Annotated in this window: 18 protein-coding genes and 1 tRNA gene; 4 read left to right on the forward strand and 15 right to left on the reverse strand. The window is 49.2% G+C overall.

Annotated features, from left to right (window positions below; genetic code table 11):
* The first annotated feature begins 82 nt into the window (after window positions 1–82).
* A tRNA-Gly gene (locus tag ACTNDI_RS01580) sits at window positions 83–153 on the forward strand.
* Between the two features lie 222 nt (window positions 154–375).
* On the opposite strand, the gene ACTNDI_RS01585 is transcribed toward ACTNDI_RS01580, so the two are convergent.
* The gene (locus ACTNDI_RS01585; protein ID WP_441099004.1) at window positions 376–948 is read right to left on the reverse strand and encodes a hypothetical protein; all 573 of its coding nucleotides are present in this window, start codon (window positions 946–948) and stop codon (window positions 376–378) included.
* A 486-nt stretch (window positions 949–1,434) separates the two neighbouring features.
* Here ACTNDI_RS01585 and ACTNDI_RS01590 point away from each other — a divergent pair, with 486 nt between their 5' ends.
* Both ACTNDI_RS01590 and ACTNDI_RS01595 read left to right on the forward strand, forming a co-directional pair.
* Entirely contained in the window at window positions 1,435–2,223 is a 789-nt protein-coding gene (locus ACTNDI_RS01590; protein ID WP_441099005.1) for a MarR family transcriptional regulator, read from the forward strand.
* Window positions 2,224–2,334: 111 nt separating this feature from the next.
* A complete protein-coding gene (locus ACTNDI_RS01595; RefSeq protein WP_441099006.1) occupies window positions 2,335–3,039 on the forward strand; it encodes a helix-turn-helix domain-containing protein in 705 nt (234 codons plus the stop codon).
* A gap of 50 nt (window positions 3,040–3,089) precedes the next feature.
* On the opposite strand, the gene ACTNDI_RS01600 is transcribed toward ACTNDI_RS01595, so the two are convergent.
* Entirely contained in the window at window positions 3,090–4,052 is a 963-nt protein-coding gene (locus tag ACTNDI_RS01600; RefSeq protein WP_441099007.1) for an N-acetylmuramoyl-L-alanine amidase family protein, read from the reverse strand.
* Between the two features lie 478 nt (window positions 4,053–4,530).
* On the opposite strand from ACTNDI_RS01600, the gene ACTNDI_RS01605 reads away from it, so the two are divergent.
* Entirely contained in the window at window positions 4,531–5,007 is a 477-nt protein-coding gene (locus ACTNDI_RS01605; protein ID WP_441099008.1) for a gamma carbonic anhydrase family protein, read from the forward strand.
* A gap of 165 nt (window positions 5,008–5,172) precedes the next feature.
* Here the strand turns inward: ACTNDI_RS01605 and rny are convergent, their stop codons facing one another.
* The 13 genes from rny to ftsE all read right to left on the reverse strand — a co-directional run bounded on the left by rny (window position 5,173) and on the right by ftsE (window position 22,885).
* On the reverse strand, window positions 5,173–6,744 hold the full coding sequence (gene rny, locus ACTNDI_RS01610) for a ribonuclease Y (protein WP_441099009.1): 1,572 nt from the start codon (window positions 6,742–6,744) through the stop codon (window positions 5,173–5,175).
* Between the two features lie 165 nt (window positions 6,745–6,909).
* On the reverse strand, window positions 6,910–7,446 hold the full coding sequence (locus ACTNDI_RS01615; protein WP_441099010.1) for a regulatory protein RecX: 537 nt from the start codon (window positions 7,444–7,446) through the stop codon (window positions 6,910–6,912).
* 38 nt (window positions 7,447–7,484) lie between these two features.
* Complete coding sequence (recA, locus tag ACTNDI_RS01620) at window positions 7,485–8,570, reverse strand: recombinase RecA (protein WP_441099011.1); 1,086 nt, start codon at window positions 8,568–8,570, stop codon at window positions 7,485–7,487.
* 453 nt (window positions 8,571–9,023) lie between these two features.
* Window positions 9,024–10,469: a glycogen synthase GlgA gene (gene glgA / locus ACTNDI_RS01625; protein WP_441099012.1), complete on the reverse strand. Its 1,446-nt coding sequence runs from the start codon at window positions 10,467–10,469 to the stop codon at window positions 9,024–9,026.
* Between the two features lie 194 nt (window positions 10,470–10,663).
* Window positions 10,664–12,313 (reverse strand): phosphoenolpyruvate--protein phosphotransferase, encoded by a 1,650-nt coding sequence (ptsP, locus tag ACTNDI_RS01630; RefSeq protein ID WP_441099013.1) that lies wholly within the window; start codon window positions 12,311–12,313, stop codon window positions 10,664–10,666.
* A gap of 184 nt (window positions 12,314–12,497) precedes the next feature.
* Complete coding sequence (locus ACTNDI_RS01635; protein WP_441099014.1) at window positions 12,498–12,755, reverse strand: HPr family phosphocarrier protein; 258 nt, start codon at window positions 12,753–12,755, stop codon at window positions 12,498–12,500.
* Between the two features lie 133 nt (window positions 12,756–12,888).
* Entirely contained in the window at window positions 12,889–14,322 is a 1,434-nt protein-coding gene (locus tag ACTNDI_RS01640; RefSeq protein WP_441099015.1) for a glycoside hydrolase family 32 protein, read from the reverse strand.
* On the reverse strand, window positions 14,316–16,226 hold the full coding sequence (locus ACTNDI_RS01645; RefSeq protein ID WP_441099016.1) for a glucose PTS transporter subunit IIA: 1,911 nt from the start codon (window positions 16,224–16,226) through the stop codon (window positions 14,316–14,318). Before ACTNDI_RS01645 ends, ACTNDI_RS01640 begins: the two co-directional genes overlap by 7 nt.
* A 268-nt stretch (window positions 16,227–16,494) precedes the next feature.
* Window positions 16,495–17,496, reverse strand: a complete 1,002-nt coding sequence (locus ACTNDI_RS01650; protein WP_441099017.1) for a LacI family DNA-binding transcriptional regulator — start codon at window positions 17,494–17,496, stop codon at window positions 16,495–16,497.
* 162 nt (window positions 17,497–17,658) lie between these two features.
* Entirely contained in the window at window positions 17,659–19,641 is a 1,983-nt protein-coding gene (uvrB, locus tag ACTNDI_RS01655; RefSeq protein WP_441099018.1) for an excinuclease ABC subunit UvrB, read from the reverse strand.
* Between the two features lie 119 nt (window positions 19,642–19,760).
* On the reverse strand, window positions 19,761–21,140 hold the full coding sequence (locus tag ACTNDI_RS01660) for a S41 family peptidase (protein ID WP_441099019.1): 1,380 nt from the start codon (window positions 21,138–21,140) through the stop codon (window positions 19,761–19,763).
* A gap of 148 nt (window positions 21,141–21,288) precedes the next feature.
* Window positions 21,289–22,209 (reverse strand): cell division protein FtsX, encoded by a 921-nt coding sequence (locus ACTNDI_RS01665; protein WP_441099020.1) that lies wholly within the window; start codon window positions 22,207–22,209, stop codon window positions 21,289–21,291.
* A complete protein-coding gene (ftsE, locus tag ACTNDI_RS01670) occupies window positions 22,199–22,885 on the reverse strand; it encodes a cell division ATP-binding protein FtsE (protein WP_441099021.1) in 687 nt (228 codons plus the stop codon). The genes ACTNDI_RS01665 and ftsE overlap by 11 nt, the downstream gene beginning before the upstream one ends.
* Window positions 22,886–22,890: the final 5 nt, after the last annotated feature.

Consider the following 22,890-nt stretch of genomic DNA (forward strand, 5'->3'; position numbering starts at 1 on the left):
AGGGCGAAACGGTAAAAGCACCGGTCAAAAAACAACATTGATTTTGACATCGGGTTGTGTTATAGTAATCTTTGTAGTTGATGCAGGTGTAGTTCATCGGTAGAACACCAGCTTCCCAAGCTGGGGAGGCGGGTTCGATTCCCGTCACTTGCTTTTGAAAGCCCCTGAGACCTTTGTTCATTTCATGGTTTCAGGGGCTTCGTCTGTTATTGTGTTATGGAAGCGGGGCGAACTTCCGGGCTCAGATGTCTCGGCATCGAGGATCACCGCGTCCGAAAGCGTATCAAGTATCTGAAGGAGTATTTCGCGTCCGAAAGCGTATCGGATACGGGTCGTGTGCACAATGAAAAAGCGGATTTGTGAAAGACCCGATTTTCATAACCGAATCGTCTGCATAGACGCAGACAGCAGAGTCTGATACTCTTTCACCAGATGATAAAATGTACCTTTGCGTACCCCTGCTTCTTTCATGAATTCGACGGCAGTGATCCTTTTCGCTGTCCACTTCGGGTATAGTTCATACCAGTTTTCAGGGAAGTTGATCTTTTTTCTCCCTCCCTTAGCGTTGGAACCGGATCGAATCTCGAATGCAGGATCATTCATCAGATCTTCAAAGACATTGATCAGCGTCTTCAATGCGATCGTGTTTGTCATGCTGTCGATCTGACAGGTGACGGGATATCGGGCAATGGCGAGCGTGACGTGATGACGCAGCATCCATTTCAGTTCTTTCAGAATCTCTGCCTTGTTCCTTCCGAAATTGCTGACGGTTGAGGTGATCACCAGGCCCTTTTCTGCGGAAAGATTCTGCTTCATCATCCGGTAAGCCAGATTATCTCTTTCGGAGTCCCGGTAAAGATCATAAGAGTCATAGATTCCGCCGCAGATCCGTCGAATCAGATCCCCGTCTGTTGTTTCATCGCCGTAATTATATACACAAACCGCCATATATATTGCTCCCTCAATTCCGGTGCTCTTCTGCTGTCTCGACTCGTTTCTTGTTCAAGATTACCACAAATCTAAAAAATCTGAAATATGATCCTGTTTTCTTTTTTCATATATTGTCATTGATGTTCCGGTGAATAGCTAGTCTGATCGTTGATATGGTGAACTACTTGGCAAGAAGCTGTCAGGCAGTTCACCATGTCAGGTTTCATTTACGCGAACAGTGAGCCGCAGCCGAATGCGAAGTATTCGTGTGCGGCGAGCGTCGCGATAGCGAGATAAAACTCGCACAGCGTGTTTTATCTCGTTGTGAACAATTTATGAAATTAGTTATGCGCCTTGACAGTTCGTTAAATATCGGATATTATTTAGGTGCCTAATCAAAAGAAACCAAAACAATGTGTCCTCCAAGTGGGGCACCACATAGTGTATAAGCTACGGATTGCTCCGTGCTTCGCACTCTCGCAATCCTGAAAGAGGGAATATAATATGAATAATCAGATTAATGCAGATACAAATACAATATTAAGAAACCAAGATGTGGCAGATACCATCCCGGATGCTAATGTCTGCAGCGGATGCGGAAAACACTGTTCTCTAAAGAATCCGTCCTGTGGGAAGGGAGCGGCACTCGCCAGGGAGCGCGGAATAACAGTGAGTGGGGGCGAGACCGGATTTTCCGGTCGCCCGAGCCAATCTGTGCATTCCGCCCGTACCGGTCATTCCGGTGAGTCCCGCCATTTCGATTCTTCTGGCCGTACCGGTCATCCCGGTCATCCCGGTCATTTCAGCCATCTTGATCGCTCCGGTCATTTTGACCACGAAGGGTCAGATGGCAGAGATGGTCACAAGAATTATCACAGACATTCCCGTCACGAGAATTATGATTTCGAGAACTGTGAGGATCTTGATCTTCTCTTTCGAAGCTGCGCGCATATGCTTCACCACAAGGAACGGCGAAGCGGTTCGCGGGAGCAGATTCTGACATATCTCATGGAGAATGGCAGTGCTTTTCAGAAAGATATTCAGGAAGAGCTTCGGGTTCAGCCTGGATCGGTTTCAGAGCTTCTGTCGAAACTTGAGAAGAATGATTTGATTGTCAGAAAAAAAAGCAGGTTGGATAAACGTGCTGTCATTATCAGCCTTACCCAAAAAGGAGCAGCGGAGACGCAGGTACGGCTGCAGAAAGAAGAAAATTCTCCGTTTGATGTGCTGACTGACGAGGAACAGGAGACACTTCGAACTATTCTCAGAAAGTTATTGTCCCCTGAAGGATGAAAATGTATCGTAAAGGCAGTCTCGGCATGGTTCTCTTTTCTGATATTATCGGGTATAATAAAAAAGAAAAACAGTCAGGTCGGGCAATCTGAGCAGGTATCGGAGGATTTAATGGATTTAGATGAAGCAATTGATCTGCTGATAAAGAATAAATACCTGTTTTGGGTATCGGAAAACCATACTGACAGTGAATTCAGTATCATCAGATATAAGGTTCTGCGTGGAGAACATCGCGGTATGATTCAGATTCATTACCGCTCGGGAAAGGTATTTATGATAGACGCCGACGCGGAAATGATGGAAAAAAATTCGGACCTTTCCGGGATCAGTCGTAATCTGTCCGGATGCGGCAGGACCATTAAAGATGAACTCCTTCGTGAGCTTTTTATTCAGGGAAACGTGATGGAGTTTCTTGCTAGAGTTCTGAACGGTTCATCTGAGGACGAAAGCGTCGGCGAAAAAACGGTTATCCGTTCGATCCCGAAATATGATCGCGAAGTTGTGGACCGCTTTATCAGGTACCTCGAGGAAAATCCTGATGATAATTCCAATATCCGGGAACTGGCACAGCAATTCGCGATGAGTGCCGGCAAATTGCAGAATCTCTTCCACTATTACACCGGTATCACAGTTAAGGATTACCGTGACAGGGTTCGAATTGAAAAAGCCATTCATCTGCTGAGAGAGACCGATCTTCCGCTCTTTGCCATTGCAAAAGAAGTCGGTTTTCGCAATTCCAGCAGCTTCAGTGTTTTTTTTAAGAATAATACAGGAAAAACGCCCGGGGAAATACGCACAGCGGCTGCATATCAGTGATATGCAGCCGCTGTGCACGCCTGTGCATGTTGAAAAACAAATTCAAATAGTTATTCCGGCTGCCAGAAGGTTGCCGTGACAGATGTCCAGTCATCGTTACAGGTGTACATGATGATACCGCCTGCATTGATATTGCTTGCGCTTCTGCCGTCGGCGGTAACGAGATCATAGCCTGTATTTGTCGCCTGATCTGTTTCTGTGCAGATATAGGTGGTGATTGTCCCGTCGGTGTTCTTGATATAAGCTTCCGTTCCCGGCACCACGGATTTGATGGCGTCAAACCCCTGAAAATTGTGGTCGCCAATCCATACTTCATCAGAATTGGAGAAGACCATGTATGCTGCACTGTCCTCTGCGTCACAGATAGCCTGGGCTGCCTCGTCTCCGGTATCGTCATCGACATAATTCAACGCGACATTGACGCCTGCAGATGGGATGAACAGACGTCCGACATTCCCTGTTGTGCCTTTGAAAGAATACTCAGTTCCATCCGCGTTGTAATAATTTCCGTCAATCCATCCGGTCTGCATTACGCCGTCTTCATTAAAATAATAATTTTTACCGTCAATGGAAGCATTTCCGGTTGTAAGAGTACCGTCCGAGCCAAGGTAATAGGTACTGCCGTTTTCGGAATACCATCCGGTCACCTCATTTCCTGCTGCGTCAAAACGGTAGGTGTGACCATCGATGACTTCCCAGGAATTCGAGACCGGTACATTCTCGATAAAATATTTTCCATCGGACCATCCGTTCAGGTAAACGGGTTCTTCTGCTTCTGAAGAATAACTGGTTTGTGATCCGGTTGCGGCAGAGGTAATGGTTTTGGCAGTCTTCGCGTCAGAACTGGTGCGGTCAGCGGAAGATGCAGTTGCCATTGTTTCTGGAGAAGATGTCTCCTGTATGGCCTGAGCAGCGGATGCTCTTGCCGGGGCTTGTGCCTGAAATGCTGCCGCTGCGCTGCCTGCGATGATGGTTCCTGAAATGATTCCGATTAATAATTTTGATGCTGCCATCTGAATCTGCCTTTCTTGTGTTTCGGGTTACCCTGCTGCTTTTAATGTGTGTGGCGAAGGCCGATCAATATGAGAACGGGTGGGCAGGACCACAGCTCGTATCTCGATTTGCGCAGTGGTATCGCAGTGCTTGTTCAGCCTTGTTCAGCGGTAGCTCCGATTATATTTTGCTTTGCTCTTGTCCAGTATAGATTGTATCGCTGTTGTTACAAGAGGCCTGGAGTTTTTATGTTTGAATTCGAAAGAACCTGATTTAAATTCAAAAGATAAATAGACGGATTCGAAATAAAAATGAACAGATTCAAAATATCTGATAGATGGATCAGGCATTGTTGCCGCCGGTCCGTAAGAAGACTCAAAAAAGCAGAAAGTGGTATTCCGGTCCCTGCGTCCCTGTGATACTATGAGACAGGAGGCTCTCTGGAAGACGCCTTCATAGGACAGATAAATGATTTTTATTAGGGAAAGAAGGATGGGAATGAGAAAAATAGACGAATCCGTTTTTCAGGCGGACGGCAGCCGTATTGTCGGCGAAGTTGAGATCGGGAAAGACTCGGGAGTATGGTATAATGCAGTGATCCGCGGCGTCCCTTCCCAGATTAAGATTGGTGAGAGAACAAATGTGCAGGACAATGTAGTTATTCACGGTGATCCGGAGTGCCCGGTTGAAATCGGAGATAATGTCACGATCGGACATTCTGCGATCGTGCACGGGTGCACGGTCCGGGACAATACACTGATCGGAATGGGAGCAATTATTCTGAACAGAGCAGTGATCGGAAGTAACTGTATCATTGGCGCCGGGGCTCTTGTGACGCAGGGATGTGTGATACCGGATAATTCGCTTGCATTCGGAAGTCCGGCGAGAGTAATCCGCATGCTGACGGATGAGGAAATCGAGGGAAATCGTATCAGCGCACAGCACTATGTGGACTTTGCGAAAGAATTGATGTAACTGGTCTTTGCGACGCAAAAAGATATGTATGAATGATGTAATCGTTCGATATCGGAGAAACAGTTCAGGGCTTGCTTCGCAGCATTCAGAAAAGGCTGCCGTATCATTCTCTATTTGAGAACAATACGACAGCCTTAAGTTTTCACTGGCTGAATTTGTGCCGGGTTATTTCGCGTAATCGGTTACGCGGCTTTCACGAATTACATTGACCTTGATCTGCCCCGGATACTGCATACTGTCCTCAATCTTCTTGGCAATATCGCGAGCAAGCAATACCATGTCGGCATCGCTTACCTGATCCGGAACAACCATAACACGTACTTCTCTTCCTGCCTGAATTGCAAAAGACTTCTCTACACCCTTGAAGGAATTGGTAATATCCTCCAGGTCCTTTAATCTGTTGGTATAAGCCTCCAGGGTCTCGCGGCGAGCTCCTGGTCTGGCTGCGGAAATAGCGTCTGCTGCCTGAACGATGCAGGCGATCAAAGACTGCGGCTCGACATCTCCATGGTGAGATTCTACCGCATTAACGACAATGGCGGGTTCCTTGTATTTCCGGCAAAGATCCGCCCCGATCTGTACATGAGATCCTTCGACCTCATGGTCTATGGATTTGCCGATGTCGTGAAGAAGACCGGCTCTCTTGGCCATACGGATATCCAATCCGATCTCGCCGGCGAGAAGGCCGGAAAGCTGAGCAACTTCAATTGAATGCTTCAGGGCATTCTGCCCATAGCTTGTACGGAAAGTCATGCGGCCGAGGAGCTTTACAAGCTCCGGATGGATGCCGTGAACTCCAACCTCAAGGAGCGCGGCTTCACCCTCCTCACGGATCCGGTTGTCAACTTCTTTCTTGGCTTTTTCGACGGTCTCTTCGATGCGTGCCGGATGAATGCGTCCGTCAACGATCAGCTTTTCCAGAGCGATCCGGGCTACTTCCCTCCGGATCGGATCAAAGGATGAAAGCACGACAGCCTCCGGGGTATCGTCGATAATGAGATCTACACCGGTAGCCTGTTCGAGGGCACGGATGTTTCTTCCCTCACGGCCTATGATACGTCCCTTCATTTCATCGCTAGGAAGCTCAACCACAGAAATCGTAGATTCAGATACATGATCCACAGCGCATTTTTCAATCGCTGTCACTACATATTCCTGTGCTTTCCTGTCCGCGTCTTCCTTCGCTTTGTCTACATAATCCTTGTAGAGCTTTGCCGCATCAATCTTTACTTCGTCTTCAACAGATTTTAACAGAAATTCTTTTGCTTCTTCGGAGGTCATGCCGGAGATTCTCTCCAGCTCCTGTACGCGTTGGTTCTGTAATTCATCAACCCTTTTCTCTTTTTCGAGTAATTTCGCTTCCTTTGCTGAAAGATTTCCCTCGCGCCGCTCAAGATTGTCTGCCTTTTTCTCGACAGATTCCTCTTTCGCGAGCACTCGTTTTTCATACTTCTGCAATTCCGCGCGGCGTTCGCGATTTTCCTTCTCTCTTTCGTTTTTCAGCTTCAGGTTTTCCTCCTGAGCTTCGAGAAGGGCTTCGCGTTTTTTGGTTTCAGCAGTTTTCAGTGCCTCATCTATGATGCCTCGAGCCTGTTCCTCGGCAGTGCCTATTTTGGTCTGATCTTCGCGGACCTTTTTTGCGACTGCCAGCTTGCTGACTAGCGGAACTGCAATAAGCAGAGTAACAATCACAGCAATGACCGCGACAATCACATGGATGATTATCGGGTTAATCATTACAAATGTACCTCCTTATTTTGTTGTCACAGTTCAATACCAGTATTCATTTTATACATTTTTCACAATATTGTCAACGCTGTGATAGACGAATTGTCAAAAACTGACTGAATGGAATTGTCAGAAAGACGCGCGGTGAGACTTGAAACTGATGAGTAATTGAAGCTATCTTTCGGCTGCTTCCTGAAAGGTTCGGAGAGACTTCCAGATTTCAGACGAAGAAAATCCCTTCCGTGCCAGAAAACCATAGGTCCTGCGGAGCTCTTTATCATCCATTTCATGAGGCTCGCCGGCCTTTTTCCGGATGAGCTGTTCTATCAGCTCTTGCTCATCGTATGGCACTTCCTCAAATGCCTGACGGATCTCCTCTTCCGTGACGCCTCTGTCCTCAAGTTCGCGCCGGATCATATTCCGGCTTTTGCGAAATTTCATGGATGAGATATAATTCTCCGCGTATTTCTCATCATTAACATATCCGAATGACTGACAGTATTCGATCGCTTTGCTGGTCTGCTCCTCCGGAAAGCCTTCTTCCAGCAGCCGGTTTCGAAGCTCCTGCCTGGTTCTGCCCTTATAAAGCAGAAGCTTCATTGCTCTTGCTGCTGCTTTTCTGGAATCATCGGTCAGCACAGGAGGCTTCGGGGAGTCCGGAAACTCTCCATTTCGATTGCTCGCAAATGATGCAGCATTCCATTCTTTCATAAGTCCTCTCTGCCTCCTGACAATGCGATTGGATCGGCTTACTGTTCTTCAGTATCGGTCGTTGCCGGCGCAATGTCGGCGGGAGCTGCCTCTGAGGCTGCCCTGTCTGTCGGAAGACCATATGCCTCACGAACCTTGCTCTCGACTTCTGACATTACCTCGGGGTTCTGAGCCAGAAATTGCTTCGCATTTTCACGTCCCTGCCCGATCTTTTCACCAAGATAAGAATACCATGCTCCACTCTTGTTGATAATTCCGAGATTGGCGGCAAGATCCAGGATATCTGCCTCTCTGGATATGCCCTTTCCGAACATGATATCGAACTCTGCTTCCTTGAAAGGCGGAGCCACCTTATTCTTCACCACTCTGACACGGGTATGGTTGCCGATTACCTCGCCGCCCTGCTTCAGAGATTCAATTCTGCGCACATCAAGACGAACCGAAGCATAAAACTTCAGCGCGCGGCCGCCGGTGGTTGTCTCTGGGTTTCCGAACATAACGCCGACCTTTTCGCGCAGCTGGTTGATAAACACAACGACACAGTTTGTCTTGCTGATCGCCGCCGTAAGCTTACGGCACGCCTGAGACATCATTCTCGCCTGCAGACCCACGTGAGAGTCGCCCATTTCCCCGTCGATCTCAGCCTTCGGGACGAGGGCGGCAACCGAATCGACGATGATAATGTCGATGGCGCCGGAACGAACCATTGTCTCGGTGATCTCAAGTGCCTGCTCGCCGGAATCCGGCTGAGAAATGTACAGATTATCGATATCTACGCCGATGTTCTTCGCGTAAACAGGGTCGAGGGCATGCTCAGCATCGATAAATCCTGCGATCCCGCCCCTCTTCTGCACCTCTGCGACCATATGAAGAGCTACCGTGGTCTTACCGGAAGATTCCGGCCCGTAGATCTCCACGATTCTTCCTCTCGGAATACCGCCGACGCCGAGAGCGATATCAAGGCTCAGGGACCCTGTCGGAATCGCTTCGATATTCAGATTCGCGCCCTGGTCGCCGAGCTTCATAACCGCACCCTTTCCAAACTGCTTTTCGATCTGACCGAGAGCGGCGTCAAGCGCACGCTGCTTGTCCTGATTCTGATTTGAACTATTATTAGATGCCATGATAAAATCGTCACTGATAACGCAGAAAAAGGATGAATCCCGGGTCAGCCGGGCCGTCCTGTATCTGCCGTTTTCGAGTGGACTCTCCTTTCCTGTGAGATCATGTCCTGAGGGAATCAAACGTCAAAAACGAACATTTGTTCGCAAACCGGTTATTATACTACACTACTTTCAAAACGTTGTCAATGCATTTAATTGTACAATGGAGTGCTAACGGGGCGTTAATAATACTAAGAAGAGAAAATGAAAGGTATGGACAGCTTAAGAGAAACTGGGATGCTGGATAACAAATGGAGATGAAGAAAAGAAAGCATAAATAAGATCATGCGGTTCGAGATGTGATTTTATTATATCTTTAGAAAACAACTTCGTCAATGTAAAAAATAAGCTCTTCGAAAACGCTTTCCAGGCTCGTCGCACGCGAAGCGCGCGAAAGAGCCTGGAAGCGATTTATCAGTAGCCGATCAGCCAGTCATAGAGCTCCTGATACTCCAGTGCGGAACGATACCAGGAGAAATCAGCAGCCATTGCCCGGTCGATGATTTTGTTCCACTCTCTTCTCTTATCATAGTAGATCCGTTCTGCATACCGGATAGTTCCCAGCATTTCATGTGCATTGTAGTTTGCGAAGGAAAAGCCGGTTCCTGTGCCTTCATATTCATTATACGGCTCTACGGTGTCCTTGAGACCTCCTGTCTCGCGGACGATCGGTACCGTTCCGTAGCGCAGAGCCATCAGCTGGCTGAGACCGCACGGCTCAAAGAGCGACGGCATGAGAAAGGCATCACAGGAAGCATAGATCTTGTGTGAGAGGTCATTCGAATAATAAATGTTCGCGGATACCTTCTTGTCATACTTCCATGCAAAATGACGGAACATGTTCTCATATTTCGGATCACCGGTTCCGAGAACGACAAGCTGAATGGCATCCTGGCAGATCTCGTCCATCATGTAAGCGATCAGGTCGAGACCCTTCTGGTCGGTCAGGCGGGATACAATTCCGATCATCATCACCTTCGGATCAATCTCGAGTCCAAGCTCTTCCTGAAGCGCGGTTTTATTCTTCTGTTTTTCCTTTCGGAAATTCTTTGCGTTATAATTCTGAACGATAAGCGAATCTGTTTCCGGGTTGTAAACGTCATAATCAATGCCGTTGACGATACCCCGCAGATCGTGCGCGCGGGCGCGCATCAGGCCGTCAAGGCCCTCTCCGTAAAACGGTGTCTTGATTTCCTCTGCGTAGGTCTTGCTCACGGTGGTGATGGCGTCTGCATAGACGAGCCCGCCCTTCAGATAGCTTCCGTCCTTGTTGTATTCCATCTTGTCCGGTGTGAAATAGTAGTCCGAAAGGCCCGTGATGCTCTTCATCGTCGCGGTATCCCAGATGCCCTGGAACTTCAGGTTGTGAATGGTCATCACGCTCTTTATCCCACGGAAAAATTCGTTGCCCTGGAACCGTTCATGCAGATAGACGGGAATCAGTCCGGTCTGCCAGTCATGACAGTGAATAACATCCGGGCGGAAATCGATGATCGGGAGGATTGACAGAACAGCCTTGGAAAAAAACGCAAACTTTTCAAGATCCCAGGGCATGCCACCATAGATCTGATCACCTGCAAAATGCTCCTCATTATCAATGAAATAATAGGTGATGCCCTCGTATTCCATCTTGAAGATACCTACGTACTGCTGTCTCCAGTTGAGATCCATGTAGAAATTGGTGACATATTCCATCTGGCTGGAATATTTCTCGGCGATCTTTGTGTATTTCGGGATTACCACCCTGCAGTCGTAATATTCCTTGTTCAGACATTTCGGAAGAGAACCGACAACGTCCGCAAGTCCTCCGGTTTTGATAAACGGGACACACTCAGATGCTGCAAATAGTATTTTCTTCATCGCTTCTGAAAAACCTCCTCGGGCAAATTGAATAATTTCCGGAATTCTCCTCTCGTCTGGGGGAAAATTCCGGATTCTGGGACGCGGCTATAAACAAAAAATGCGTCTGAACCAGAGCCTGCAGGAAAAATCATCATTATGCATGATATAATGCCGTGCAGTATAAAAAGATTTGTATATTTTTATTATATCTGTTATTCCTGTGAAAAACAACAGGACTTTGTGTCCTTTCCGGCATAGCTCTTCCGAATGGCTTCTCTTACGGGAAGTATCATGGACGGAGATACCGAAAGTTCATCGACGCCCATCTGCAGGAATGTTTCGGTCAGGGAGGTGTCTGCACCGAGTTCACCGCAGATGCCGACCCAGGCGCCGCCGGCATGACCATTCTCGATGACCTTCTGGATCAGCCTGAGTACTGCCGGATGATGCGGGTTATAGAAGCGGTCCAGTTTGTCATTCTGACGGTCCATGGCAAGTGTATACTGTGTGAGGTCATTGGTTCCGATGCTGAAGAAGTCCACCATCCTGCCGAGCTCATCGGAGATAATCGCCGCGGCAGGGGTCTCAATCATGATGCCTTCCTCCACATTGCCGAAGGGAACTCCATCTGCGGACAGCTCTGCGCGTACAGCTGCCGAGATTTTCTTGATCTCTTCAACCTCCTCCGTGGAGGTGATCATCGGATACATCACGGAGATGGTTCCGTAGGCGCTCGCCCGATAGATGGCACGGAGCTGAGTCTTAAAAATCTCCGGACGGGTCAGGCAGATGCGAATAGCACGGAAGCCGAGCGCGGGGTTGTCTTCCTTGTCGAGATGGAGATAATCCGCCTGCTTGTCGGCACCAATGTCGAGCGTGCGGATAATAACCTTTTTGCCTGCCAGTGTCTGCGCAACGGCCTTGTAGGCCTGAAACTGCTCTTCTTCCGTGGGTATGCTGTCTCGTCCGATGTAGAGGAATTCGCTTCGGAACAGGCCGACACCGCCTCCGTCATTTGCCAGAACAGAGGCAAGATCCTTAAGACCACCGATATTGGCGTACAGGTTGATCTTCCTGCCGTCAACAGATACGTTATCCTTTCCCTTCAGTTCCTGGAGAAGACGCCGTTCCTCCAGATCCTTGTCCTGTTTTGCTGTCATCTCATGGATAATTTCCTCATCCGGATCCAGGTAGAAGGTACCAGTATGTCCGTCAACGACGGCCATTCTTCCGTCCCAGGAAGGATCAACCGGAATATTGATGAGCGCGGGAATATTCATGGTCCTTGCAAGGATTGCAGTGTGGGAGTTCGCGGAGCCGAATTTTGTTACAAACGCGAGAACCTTATCCTTGTCCAGCTGAACGGTTTCACTGGGCATGAGATCGTCGGCGGCTATGATCACAGGCTGATCGAAGGTGGCCGTCGTATCCTTGCCGGAAAGCACGGAGATCACCCGTTCGGAGATGTCCTTCATATCTGCGGAGCGAGCCTTGAAGTATTCATCTTCCATTTCAGCAAACATTTTGGAGAAATTCTCGCCGGTAACTGCGGTCGCGTATTCGGCATTTACTTCTTCGTTTTCTATCATGTTGTGCACGGAATCGTTGAAGTCATCATCCTCAAGCAGCATCGCGTGAACTTCAAAAATAGCGGCATTCTCTTCTCCAACTTTCTTCACTGCGTCATCGTGAAGCTTTTTGAGCTGCTCGATGGCTTCCTTTCTCGCCTTATCATATCGCTCAATTTCCGCTGCGGTGTCCTCGATTTTGAAGCGTTTCACGATATTTTCCTTTTTTCCGTAAAACATGATTCTTCCGATTGCGACACCCTTGAAAATGGCTTTTCCCTCAAATTTTTCCATATGCCCCTATATCCTTTCTAAAACAAACCGGTCTTATGTCTGTTGAAGGTCATACCACACCACAGGCTGTATTCGTCTGTGACACAATATGGATAAAGCCAGCTGCACTCGTTGCATGGCAACTCTCGCAGCTGGCTTTATACATACTTATGAATTCCCGGGCAGACCTCTGCGAAGAGGAAGATTAAAGATTGTCCTTAAGGAATGCTTCCAGTCCGGAAGCAGCAGTTTCTTCATCCGCGCCTTCAACGATCACTTCGATTTCATCACCCTGCTTCACACCGAGCCCCATCAGCTGGATCAGTTTCTTTGCTCCTGCCTGTTTTCCGTGTGCTTTGATGGTGATATCAGAGCTGTATTTCTTTGCTGCGGCAACCAGATCACCTGCCGGTCTCGCGTGAATTCCAACAGGATCCGTGATGACATATTTAAAACTTTTCATGGTATTTGAACCTCCTGAACGAATAATGAATAATAAAAATATGAAACAGCCTCGGGTAATTTCTTTCATTATAACCTAAGACAGGATTATCGTTAAGCACTTTATTAAAAGATTATCGGGCAACTTAAGGCAGTTATACCAGATTCATATTGGTTTCCATCGTTTTCATCTTCCACCCGGTGACTGCGGCAAGATCGCAGCTGAACCTTACCTCGAGATTCTGATTGTCTCCCGTGTATGCAGGGTAGAATCTCGATGTAATGACATACTCGCCATCGTTGACGTAGATTTCAAGCAGTGAGGAATCTACAAGAATTCTCAGGAATTCAATGTCCGGAATGATCACCTTGCGTTCCTTCCGCCCGAATCCTGCGGAATCGCTGATAGTGAGACGCAGCACATCCTCCTGGTATGACAGCACTGCTCCGTCCCCGAAACAGATGCTCCAGTCCAGATCCCCGGTTCCTTCGAGAAAAGAAATCTCGAAATCTCCGGCTCCGTCAGGAAGAATCATGCTTCCGTGCGGCATTACCGGCGTCTCATCATACCGCAGATCCTTCAGCTCTTCGACGGGGTTCTGGTGAATGATTCCATTCTCAAGGTAGAGCTCTCTTGGAACGGTGAGGCAGTTCTCCCATCCTTTGCCCGCCGGCTCGGCGGTCGGATTGGTGTAAGGAGCATCCGGCATTCCTACCCAGCCGATAAAGAGGCGGCGTCCCCGTTCATCGACAAAGCTCTGGGGCGCATAGAAGTCAAAGCCATAATCCCATTCACGGAAATCATGAAGGTATTGGGCGTCATTGAGGGAACCTTCTACGGTGAAGTAACCGGACTGATAAATGTTCTGATACCGGTATTCTTCTTCCGGAAGCCCCTGGGGACAGAGTGAGAGGAAGGTCTTGCCGCCGAGTCGGAAGTAATCCGGACATTCCCACATGTATCCAAAACGCTTCTCCGATGTGAGCGCTTTCAGAAAGTTCCAGTGCACACCGTCGTCACTCTGATAGAACAGCACCTCTCCGAAGTCGGTGTCGGCGGAGAGATCCGGCCCCTTGACTCTGGCGCCGAGGATCATATAGTATGTGTCCCCCTCTTTCCAGACCTTGGGGTCACGTACGTGACAGCTGCAGTTTTTCGGGTAGTCACGATTCGTCAGCAGACAGTTCTTCTCGCCGAAATTATTGCCGTCGGTTTCAACCAGAATCTCGTTGGCCTGTCTTCCGCTGTATGTATAATCGTGATCTCCCGGTTCTTTTACATTACCCGTGTAGTAGAGGCGGATGTGATCTCCTTCCGTGAGAGCGGATCCGGAATAACATCCGTTGCGGTCTATCGGGTCAGTCGGCCAGAACGGAACTCCTGCGTATTTCAGATGAAGCAGATCTCTTCCGGCATAATGCCCCCAAGTTCTGGCAAATCTGCCATCCGGTCCGGGGGTATTTGGTGAATACTGGAAGAAAATGTGATAAATTCCCTGAAACTGACACAGGCCGTTCGGATCATTCAGCCAGCCGTCCGGAGGCATCAGGTGATACTGAAGCCTCCAGCCTTTTCTGTCTTTCAGCATACCTTGAGGACCTCATCTCCAGGCTTTACGGGACCGGTCTTCATAGCCTTCACATCATTGTAATCGTCGCTGTTTGTGACAATAACAGGAATTGTGGTCTTGTATCCGGCAGCGCGGATCTTGTCCATGTCAAATTCGAGAAGAAGGTCGCCTTTCTTCACGGAATCTCCGGAGTTCACATGAGCTGTGAAGCCCTCTCCTTTCATATTCACGGTGTCGATGCCGACGTGAATCAGAACCTCGACGCCGCTATCAGACGAAACGGCAACGGCATGTTTTGTGTCGAATACCATATCGACGGTTCCATCAAAGGGCGCAAAGATTTTACCGGAAGACGGGCGGATCGCCATGCCCTTTCCGAGAGCCTCAGATGCAAAAGTCGGATCCTCTACCTCTGAGGATGGAATGGCTTCGCCTTCTGCTGGAGCATAGATAATGGTCTCCTTGACCGGAGATTCTACTGCCTGCTGCACATCCTTTTCCAGCGGATCGGCAGCCTTTGCGGCTTCAGGAGCAGCTTTTGCAACCGTCTCCGGGTCTTTATACAGAATGAAGGATATAATGAACGCTACCGCAAAGGATGCGATCATGACAATGGCATACTGCAGCCAGAAATCCGTGGTGATCAGGAACCCGAACAGACCTGTGATTCCGTATGCGGTTGCCTTGATTCCGAACAGAGATGCAATCATGCCTCCGATCGCGCCTCCGAAGCAGCCGGCAATAAATGGTGTGCGGTAACGGATGTTTACACCGAAGATTGCAGGCTCTGTAATTCCCAGAAACGCGGAAAGAGAAGCCGGGAGTGCCAGCGATTTTGTTTTTTCGCTTTTGGTCTTGAATGCGACAGCCATGGCTGCTGCTCCCTGTCCGACGTTAGCGGCGGTGGCAACGGGCATCCAGATATTTGCCGGAGGATCCTGGCTGACCATCTGTGCCTCAATCATATTGTACATATGATGGAAGCCGGCTACAACGGTGAACGCGTAGAAGAAGCCGATCAGCAGGCCGCCGATTCCGAACGGAAGGCCAATCAGTGTCTGCGCTGCAAGAAGGATCCAGTCCTCGACCACCTTGAAGATCGGTCCGATGATTGTCATGGTCAGAACGCCGGTAACCAGTACGGTAACAAGCGGGGTTACGAAGAGATCGATGATCTCGGGCACATGCTTGTGAAGCCACTTCTCAAGCGTACTCATGAACAGGATGGCGATGATGACGGGGATGACATGTCCCTGATATCCGGTCTGCTGTATAGTCAGGCCAAATACCTTCCACACCGGGATATCAGCGGCCTTCATTGTAGCAACGCTCCATGCGTTAATCAGATTCGGGTGAATCATGATGAAGCCGATAACTGCGGCAAGATACGGATTGCCGCCGAACTTCTTCGCCGCGCTGACAGCAATCAGGATCGGAAGCATGGACAGAGCCGCGCCTGCGAACAGGTTGATCATGTTGTAATAATCGCTGCCCGCAAGGTTCGGGAATGCATTCGCGAGGCCGCCGAGAATACCGTTCAGAAGTCCGGATGCAACGATTGCGGGAATGATCGGAACGAAGACATCACCGAGAGTCTTGATCGCGCGCATGAACGGGTTCTGCTTCTGAGCAGCTGCCTCCTTCGCGGTCTCCTTCGTTCCTGCTTCAACGCCGGAGATGCTGATAAATTCATCGAATACCTTGTTTACGGTTCCTGTGCCGAAAATGACCTGAAGCTGACCGGACGCCTCAAAGCATCCCTTCACGCCTTCTACATTCTCAACGGCTTCCTTGTTGACCTTGCTGTTGTCCTTGATGACAAGTCTCAGCCTCGTAGCACAATGAGCGGCGGAGGCGACGTTGGATGCGCCGCCGATATTGTCCAGAACGCCCTGCGCTGCTTTTCTGTAATCCAGTGCCATTCTTCTTTCCTCCTTCTTGGTAGTGTGCGCCAGATCTGAGGCGGTGCAGCCGGCTAAACGTGTGTCCGGTTGGGTAATCTCCTGACATATTCTGCCGCCGTTAACAGACAGAATACCGAAAGCGAAGCGCCCTGCCGCAGAGACTGTGCACAAATGTGGAATCGTTCTCACATTCTTTCATTATATGGCTTTCTAAATTTTTTGTAAACTAAAACGGGAAAGAATTAATACATGAAAATCAAGGGACATTTTGGTGCAACTTTCACAGTCAGCAGCCGGTATTCGGGAGGCGAATGGATTCTCCGCTGGTGAGCTTGCATCCCATCCGGACAGCTCTGTTGTCCTTTCTGCTGCCTGAGAGAAGACCCAGGAGGAGTCGGGCGGTCTCCTTTCCGCTTGTCTTATAGTAATAGTGGACGGTGGAAAGGCGTGGTGTGACGACCTGTCCCTTCTCTGAATCGCCGATTCCGGTGATTTGAATATCTTCTGGAATGCGGTATCCTCTTTCACGGAGCCAGACCATGGCGCCGACCGCTATGCTGTCCGTGGCGCAGAAGATGGAATCCGGGTTCGGATAACGGCTGAGCAGTTCCTCGGCAGCCTCATAGCCGGATTGAATACGAAAGCCGGTTACAACCATCGCTTCAGGCGGAACAGCGATTCCAGCCTCGCTCATGGCGTCGAGAAATCCCGCTTTGCGGTTGTGTCCCGCTGCCTCATCCAGTTCGGTTACCCCGATGTATCCGATCCGTTTTCCCGTTCTGGCCAGAATCTCCGCCTGCTGCTTTGCGGCTTTGTAATCATCAAAATAGACACACGAGCATGTGCTGCAGTGCTGTCCGAGAACAACTACGGGGAGCGGATACTCCCTGAGGATGTCGTCATGCTCCTTTGTTAATATCGTACCGATGAGTATGACCGCATCGACACTGCCGTTAGCGGCAAAAAGCTTCAGATATTTGATCTCCTCTTGTTCCTGGTTATTCGTATTGGCCAGAAGTACCTCATAACCTGCTTTTGCGAGGACAGTCGTAATGCCGTCGATTTCCCGGCTGATCGAATCGGAATTCAGTTTTGGGAGAATCACACCGATCAGATTTGTGCGCTTGGTTCTGAGCATCTGAGCCTGTCTGGAAGGCTGATATCCGGTCGATTCGATGACGGCCCGGATCCGGTCTGCCTTCTCCTGGCTTACATATCCGTCATTCAGGTATCTTGATACAGTGGTTCTTGAAACACCGGCCATTTTTGCAATTTCATTGATTGTCATAAGCTTCATCCTTTAGGTAAGAGTAAGACGTGGAATCCATTCCACAGAAAGATTATACCTTTAACTGCGTGTGGTATGCAATCGGGAAGCGAATAAATCTGAAATTCTTCTGCCTGCTGCATGTCCGGACAGTGCAGGGATCAGGAATTCTGCTGGATATGATTATTCGCCATTCAGAAGTTTTCGGAGTTCAACAATCCGGTCGCGCAGCTCTGCAGCCATTTCAAAGTTGAGCTCCGCTGCTGCCGCCTTCATCTGCTTCTCCAGTTTCCGGATGAGTTTCTCGATTTCAGAAGGAGACATGGATTCCGGATCCTTCTCCAGCTTTTTCTCATCGGCGGCTACATCTCTGGCAATGCTGATCAGGTCGCTTACCTTTTTGTGAATGGTCTTCGGCGTAATGTGATGTTCTTCGTTGTACTTCTGCTGAATTGCTCTTCTTCGTCTGGTTTCATCGATGGCACTTCGCATGGAATCGGTGATCGTGTCGGCATACATGATGACATGTCCATCTGCGTTGCGGGCCGCGCGGCCGATCGTCTGAATCAGGGAGGTTTCCGAGCGAAGGAACCCCTCCTTATCGGCGTCCAGGATTGCGACCAGTGTGATTTCTGGGATGTCAAGCCCCTCGCGAAGAAGATTGATGCCGACGAGAACGTCAAAAACATCCAGACGCATGTCACGGATTATCTTGGTCCGCTCCAGGGCATCGATGTCAGAGTGCAGGTAGTTTGCCCGTATGCCTGCCTCCTTCAGGTAAGTCGTCAGATCTTCCGCCATCCGTTTGGTAAGAGCGGTTACCAGGACCTTGTGGTGGCCGCTGACCTCTTTTTTGACCTCGCTGATCAGATCATCGATCTGTCCCTCAACCGGCCGTACCTCGACCTCGGGATCCAGAAGACCGGTGGGACGGATGATCTGTTCCGCACGCAGCATCTCATGATTTGCTTCATATTCTCCGGGGGTTGCGGAGACAAACAGGATCTGATCAATTTTATTCTCAAATTCTTCAAAACTGAGAGGACGGTTGTCCAGGGCAGACGGAAGCCGGAATCCGTAATCGACGAGTGTTGTCTTCCTGGAACGGTCTCCGGCATACATGGCTCCGATCTGGGGGATGGTCCGGTGGGACTCATCGATGATGATCAGAAAATCATCCGGGAAGAAATCCATGAGTGTATAGGGCGGTTCTCCCGGCTTCAGATTCGACATATGGCGGGAGTAATTCTCGATTCCAGAGCAGACACCGGTTTCACGAAGCATTTCAATGTCGAAATTTGTCCGCTCCTCGATCCTCTGTGCTTCCAGGAGCTTATCCTCGCTCTTAAAATAGCGGACCCTTTCTTCGAGCTCCTTCTCGATCGCCTTTGTCGCGCGGTTGATTGTCTCCTGGGGCATCACGTAGTGAGAGGCCGGAGCTATTGAGACAAAATTGAGCTCCTGCTTTACCTGTCCGGTGAGCAGGTCAAAACGTTTGATCGAATCAATTTCATCACCGAAGAATTCGACGCGGATACCGATATCGCTTTCGTCTGCGGGGACAATGTCAAGGACGTCCCCATGTACCCGGAAGGTGCCGCGGTGAAAATCGATTTCATTTCGTTCATACTGAATGTCGATCAGTTTCCGGATGACGTCATCGCGGTCGATTTCCATGCCCGGGCGAAGGGGAATAATCATCTTCTCATAATCCGCAGGGCTTCCCAGACCGTATATACAGGAAACGGAAGAAACCACAATGACATCTCTGCGCTCGATCAGTGAGGAGGTAGCGGAGAGACGCAGCTTATCGATCTCCTCATTTCGGGAGGAATCTTTCGCGATATAGGTGTCAGAGGACGGGACGTAGGCTTCCGGCTGATAATAGTCGTAATAGGATACAAAGTATTCCACGGCGTTTTCAGGGAAAAATTCTTTGAACTCGCTGTAAAGCTGCGCGGCAAGTGTCTTGTTGTGCGCAATGATCAGTGTCGGTTTCTGAAGCTTTTCGATGACATTTGCCATCGTGAAGGTTTTTCCGGATCCGGTGGCGCCAAGAAGCGTCTCGCACTGATTTCCCTCCCGGAATCCTTTCACCAGCTCGTCAATCGCCTGCGGCTGGTCACCGGTGGGCTTGTATTCAGAATGTAGCTTGAACTCGGGCATACGTATTTCCTTTCTGCAGTTCCTGCTTTCTTAATTCTTTTCAAAATACTGTGCTATTTTCGCATATTTAGCCGGGAGTCGAATATTTTTCATGCCTCTGCTATATTTTCAAGACCTCTTTATGAGCGGGATGAGGTATCCGGGGCATTCCCGTCCGCCGTACCGGATACGGAGGAGACATCTCCCGCCTCCGCGTTTTCCGAATCGGAGCTGCTGTAGTTGTCACTTGTTCCTCCGTTTTCCTTTATGACCTGATCTGCTGTCTTTCCGGAGAGCTCTTCTCTGATTACGGCGGATGCCTTCTCGAGCTGAATATCTGAGGAGTTGTCTTTATCCGCTTCAACGGTGATGTTCGGCGTGATGCCGCTGCCGTTGACGTCATGGTGGTCCGGCGTGTAGTAATGAGTTGTCGTGATTTTCAAAACGCTTCCGTCAGAGAGGGTATAGGAATCCTGTTCGATTCCCTTTCCATAGGTGACGGTGCCGACGGCAATGCCGACATTGTAATCCAGTACGGCTCCGGCAAACATTTCGGATGCGCTGGCGGTGTTTCCGTTGACCAGAAGAACAACGGGAAGACTCGTCCGGTGGTCCGTGTCATTGTCCCGCTGCCGCTCTTCTCCATTGCGATCCTGTTCATAGACCAGCGGTCCCTCCGGCATGAAGATTCGAAGTGTGTCGCAGCACGCGCTGACCAGTCCGCCGAGATTGTCCCGAAGATCGATGATCAGTCCCTTCATGCCCTGCTGATTGAGGCTGTCGAAGACATTCTGAAACTGGTCGGAAGTAAGGCGGTTAAAGCTTGTGATCTGAATGTATCCGATATCGCCGTCCAGCATGCTGCCGGTCACGACATCGCGGGTCAGCGTTTCCTTCGTCAGAGTGACTTCTCTGGGATCCCCGCCTGAGGCAGATACGACGGTCATAGTGACCTGATCGCTGTCACTGTTCTGGATCAGCGAGACCGCGTCCGATGAGGTCATATCCTCCGTGCCTTTTCCGTTCAGCACGGTGATAAGATCTCCCTCTTGAAGTCCTGCCTTTTCAGCAGGAGAATTTTTCATCACAGATTCAATCTTTAAAGCTTTGTCCTCTTCACTTTTTGAAATTGTAATTCCGATTCCTTCCATCTTGCCATCATTCGACATTTTTATTTTGCTGTATTGCTCCGCCGTGTAGTAGGTGGAGTATTTATCTCCGAGTCCGGTTACGAGCCCGAGATACATGGTGTCTGTCTCAGCCTGCTCGTCAATATCATTCAGATAATATCGCCGGATGATGTCCTGGATCTGACGCGTTTTCCGGTAGGCGGAAAGGCTCGTGGGACTGGAAGGAGCGGCAAGTGGTCCGAGATTGAGATAAACGGAAAAGAAGACTGCTCCCGAGAGGACCGTTACCAGGACGCCTGCGAGGAAAGGCTTCCAATTTCTGTATAATTTTTTTAGAAGACGAGTTAAAAAAGAATTTGTATCCGAATGATTGCTGTTATTTTCTGCCATTTGTAAACCTGCCTGAATTTTTGGATTGCGTGTGATAGGAAAACCCCGTCTTTTTCCGTCCGGATTAATGAAAAATCAGATGGAAAAAGGCGGGGTGATATTGTGGCGGTCCGACTCTGCCTGAGATAGCGGCAGGGTCCGGGCATGATTATACCTTCAGATGCTTGTGGATCGCTGCCAGGGATCCGATCAGGGCGATTCCGACGCCCAGGATAATTCCGACCGGAAGGAGAATGCGGTAAACGGAATTAACCGGAAGCAGTCCGTTCATAAAGCTGCTCAGTACGCTGAAACGTGAGAGTATGTAGCTCACCGCCTTATTGTATACAAAATATATAATCACAAGCGGAATGGCAGCGCCGATCAGCCCGATCAGGATACCTTCAAGAATAAACGGAAGCCGGACAAACGCGTTCGTCGCTCCGATCAGCTTCTGTATGGCGATCTCCTCTTTTCTGACATTGATACCGACGGTGACGGTATTATTAATCAGGAATGCAGAGACAACAAGAAGCACAAGGATGATGATGATGGATATTGTAGCAATGAGACGGTTCATCGTTGACAAGGTCGTGGATGCCTGCTCACTCTGGTTGACCTGACGGACACCGTCCAGTCCCTTGATGTAGCTGACCAGCTTGTCCTGCTGCTCGATATTATTCGGGTAAACCTCGAAATGAGCGGAGTTCGCCAGAGGATTGTCGTTATTATTTCTCCATCCCTCTGCAGCCTCCTCGTTGCCGCTGAAGTATCTGGCGGAAAAGCTTTCCCAGGCTTCATCCGCGGATACATAGCGCATTTCCTTGATCATATCTGTCTGGCTGCTGATCTCGGCGCCGATACGGTCAATTCCTGCCTGGTCCACATCCTCATTAAAGAAGACGGTGATGCCGACATTTGTCTCTACATTCCGGAGAATATAGGAGAAGTTCAGGACGATCGAGAAAAATACGCCGAATATGAATATACATGCTGCCATAGTTGCAATGGAGGCCAGGGAGAACATTTTGTTCCTGACAATGTTCTTGGCACCCTGTCCTGCATTGTAAAAGATACTTCTAATCTTCAATATAACCACCTTCCTGTTCGTCGCTTACAATGACGCCTTTTCTCAATCGGATTACTCGTTTCTTCATTTTGTTAACGATTTCCCGGTTATGAGTAACTACTACAACGGTGGTTCCGCGCATGTTAATTTCTTCAAGAAGCTCCATAATCTCAGCGGAATTCTTCGGATCAAGGTTACCGGTCGGTTCGTCCGCGAGAAGGATATCAGGACGATTGACAAGAGCCCGGGCGAGCGCAACTCTCTGCTGCTCTCCTCCGGAGAGCTCATTTGGATAGGAACGGTACTTGGTGGCAAGACCGACCAGAGTGAGAACCTCTGGCACACGCTTCTTGATGATGCGGTTCGGTTTCTCGATCACACGCTGGGCAAAAGCGACATTCTCATATACATTTCTGTCCTTGAGAAGACGGAAATCCTGGAATACAACGCCGATCCCGCGGCGATATTTCGCAATTCTGCTGCTTCTCATCCGGTTCAGATTGTGTCCGTTAATGGTAATCTTTCCGGATGTCGGACTGAGTTCCTTCAGCATCAGCTCGATCAGGGTTGTTTTTCCGGATCCGCTGTTGCCGACAATGAATACGAACTCTCCCTTTTCGATGTTCAGAGATATATGATCAATCGCAGGGTTTTGTCCTTTTTCATATATCTTTGTAACATTATCGAATGTTATCATTTATA

The organism is Bilifractor sp. HCP3S3_D3, assembly GCF_052063915.1.
In the GTDB taxonomy this organism is placed as follows: Bacteria; Bacillota; Clostridia; order Lachnospirales; family Lachnospiraceae; genus Bilifractor.

Bases quoted from the DNA above. Each gene is read 5' to 3' on its own strand.
- ACTNDI_RS01640 (WP_441099015.1), bottom strand. From the start codon at position 14,322: ATGCTGAAAGACAGAAAAGGCTGGAGGCTTCAGTATCACCTGATGCCT.
- ACTNDI_RS01635 (WP_441099014.1), bottom strand. From the start codon at position 12,755: ATGAAAAGTTTTAAATATGTCATCACGGATCCTGTTGGAATTCACGCG.
- glgA (WP_441099012.1), bottom strand. From the start codon at position 10,469: ATGAAGAAAATACTATTTGCAGCATCTGAGTGTGTCCCGTTTATCAAA.
- uvrB (WP_441099018.1), bottom strand. From the start codon at position 19,641: ATGCCCGAGTTCAAGCTACATTCTGAATACAAGCCCACCGGTGACCAG.
- ACTNDI_RS01615 (WP_441099010.1), bottom strand. From the start codon at position 7,446: ATGAAAGAATGGAATGCTGCATCATTTGCGAGCAATCGAAATGGAGAG.
- ACTNDI_RS01590 (WP_441099005.1), top strand. From the start codon at position 1,435: ATGAATAATCAGATTAATGCAGATACAAATACAATATTAAGAAACCAA.
- ACTNDI_RS01650 (WP_441099017.1), bottom strand. From the start codon at position 17,496: ATGACAATCAATGAAATTGCAAAAATGGCCGGTGTTTCAAGAACCACT.
- ACTNDI_RS01605 (WP_441099008.1), top strand. From the start codon at position 4,531: ATGAGAAAAATAGACGAATCCGTTTTTCAGGCGGACGGCAGCCGTATT.
- ACTNDI_RS01645 (WP_441099016.1), bottom strand. From the start codon at position 16,226: ATGGCACTGGATTACAGAAAAGCAGCGCAGGGCGTTCTGGACAATATC.
- ACTNDI_RS01585 (WP_441099004.1), bottom strand. From the start codon at position 948: ATGGCGGTTTGTGTATATAATTACGGCGATGAAACAACAGACGGGGAT.
- ACTNDI_RS01660 (WP_441099019.1), bottom strand. From the start codon at position 21,140: ATGGCAGAAAATAACAGCAATCATTCGGATACAAATTCTTTTTTAACT.
- ptsP (WP_441099013.1), bottom strand. From the start codon at position 12,313: ATGGAAAAATTTGAGGGAAAAGCCATTTTCAAGGGTGTCGCAATCGGA.
- ACTNDI_RS01600 (WP_441099007.1), bottom strand. From the start codon at position 4,052: ATGGCAGCATCAAAATTATTAATCGGAATCATTTCAGGAACCATCATC.
- rny (WP_441099009.1), bottom strand. From the start codon at position 6,744: ATGATTAACCCGATAATCATCCATGTGATTGTCGCGGTCATTGCTGTG.
- recA (WP_441099011.1), bottom strand. From the start codon at position 8,570: ATGGCATCTAATAATAGTTCAAATCAGAATCAGGACAAGCAGCGTGCG.
- ACTNDI_RS01595 (WP_441099006.1), top strand. From the start codon at position 2,335: ATGGATTTAGATGAAGCAATTGATCTGCTGATAAAGAATAAATACCTG.
- ftsE (WP_441099021.1), bottom strand. From the start codon at position 22,885: ATGATAACATTCGATAATGTTACAAAGATATATGAAAAAGGACAAAAC.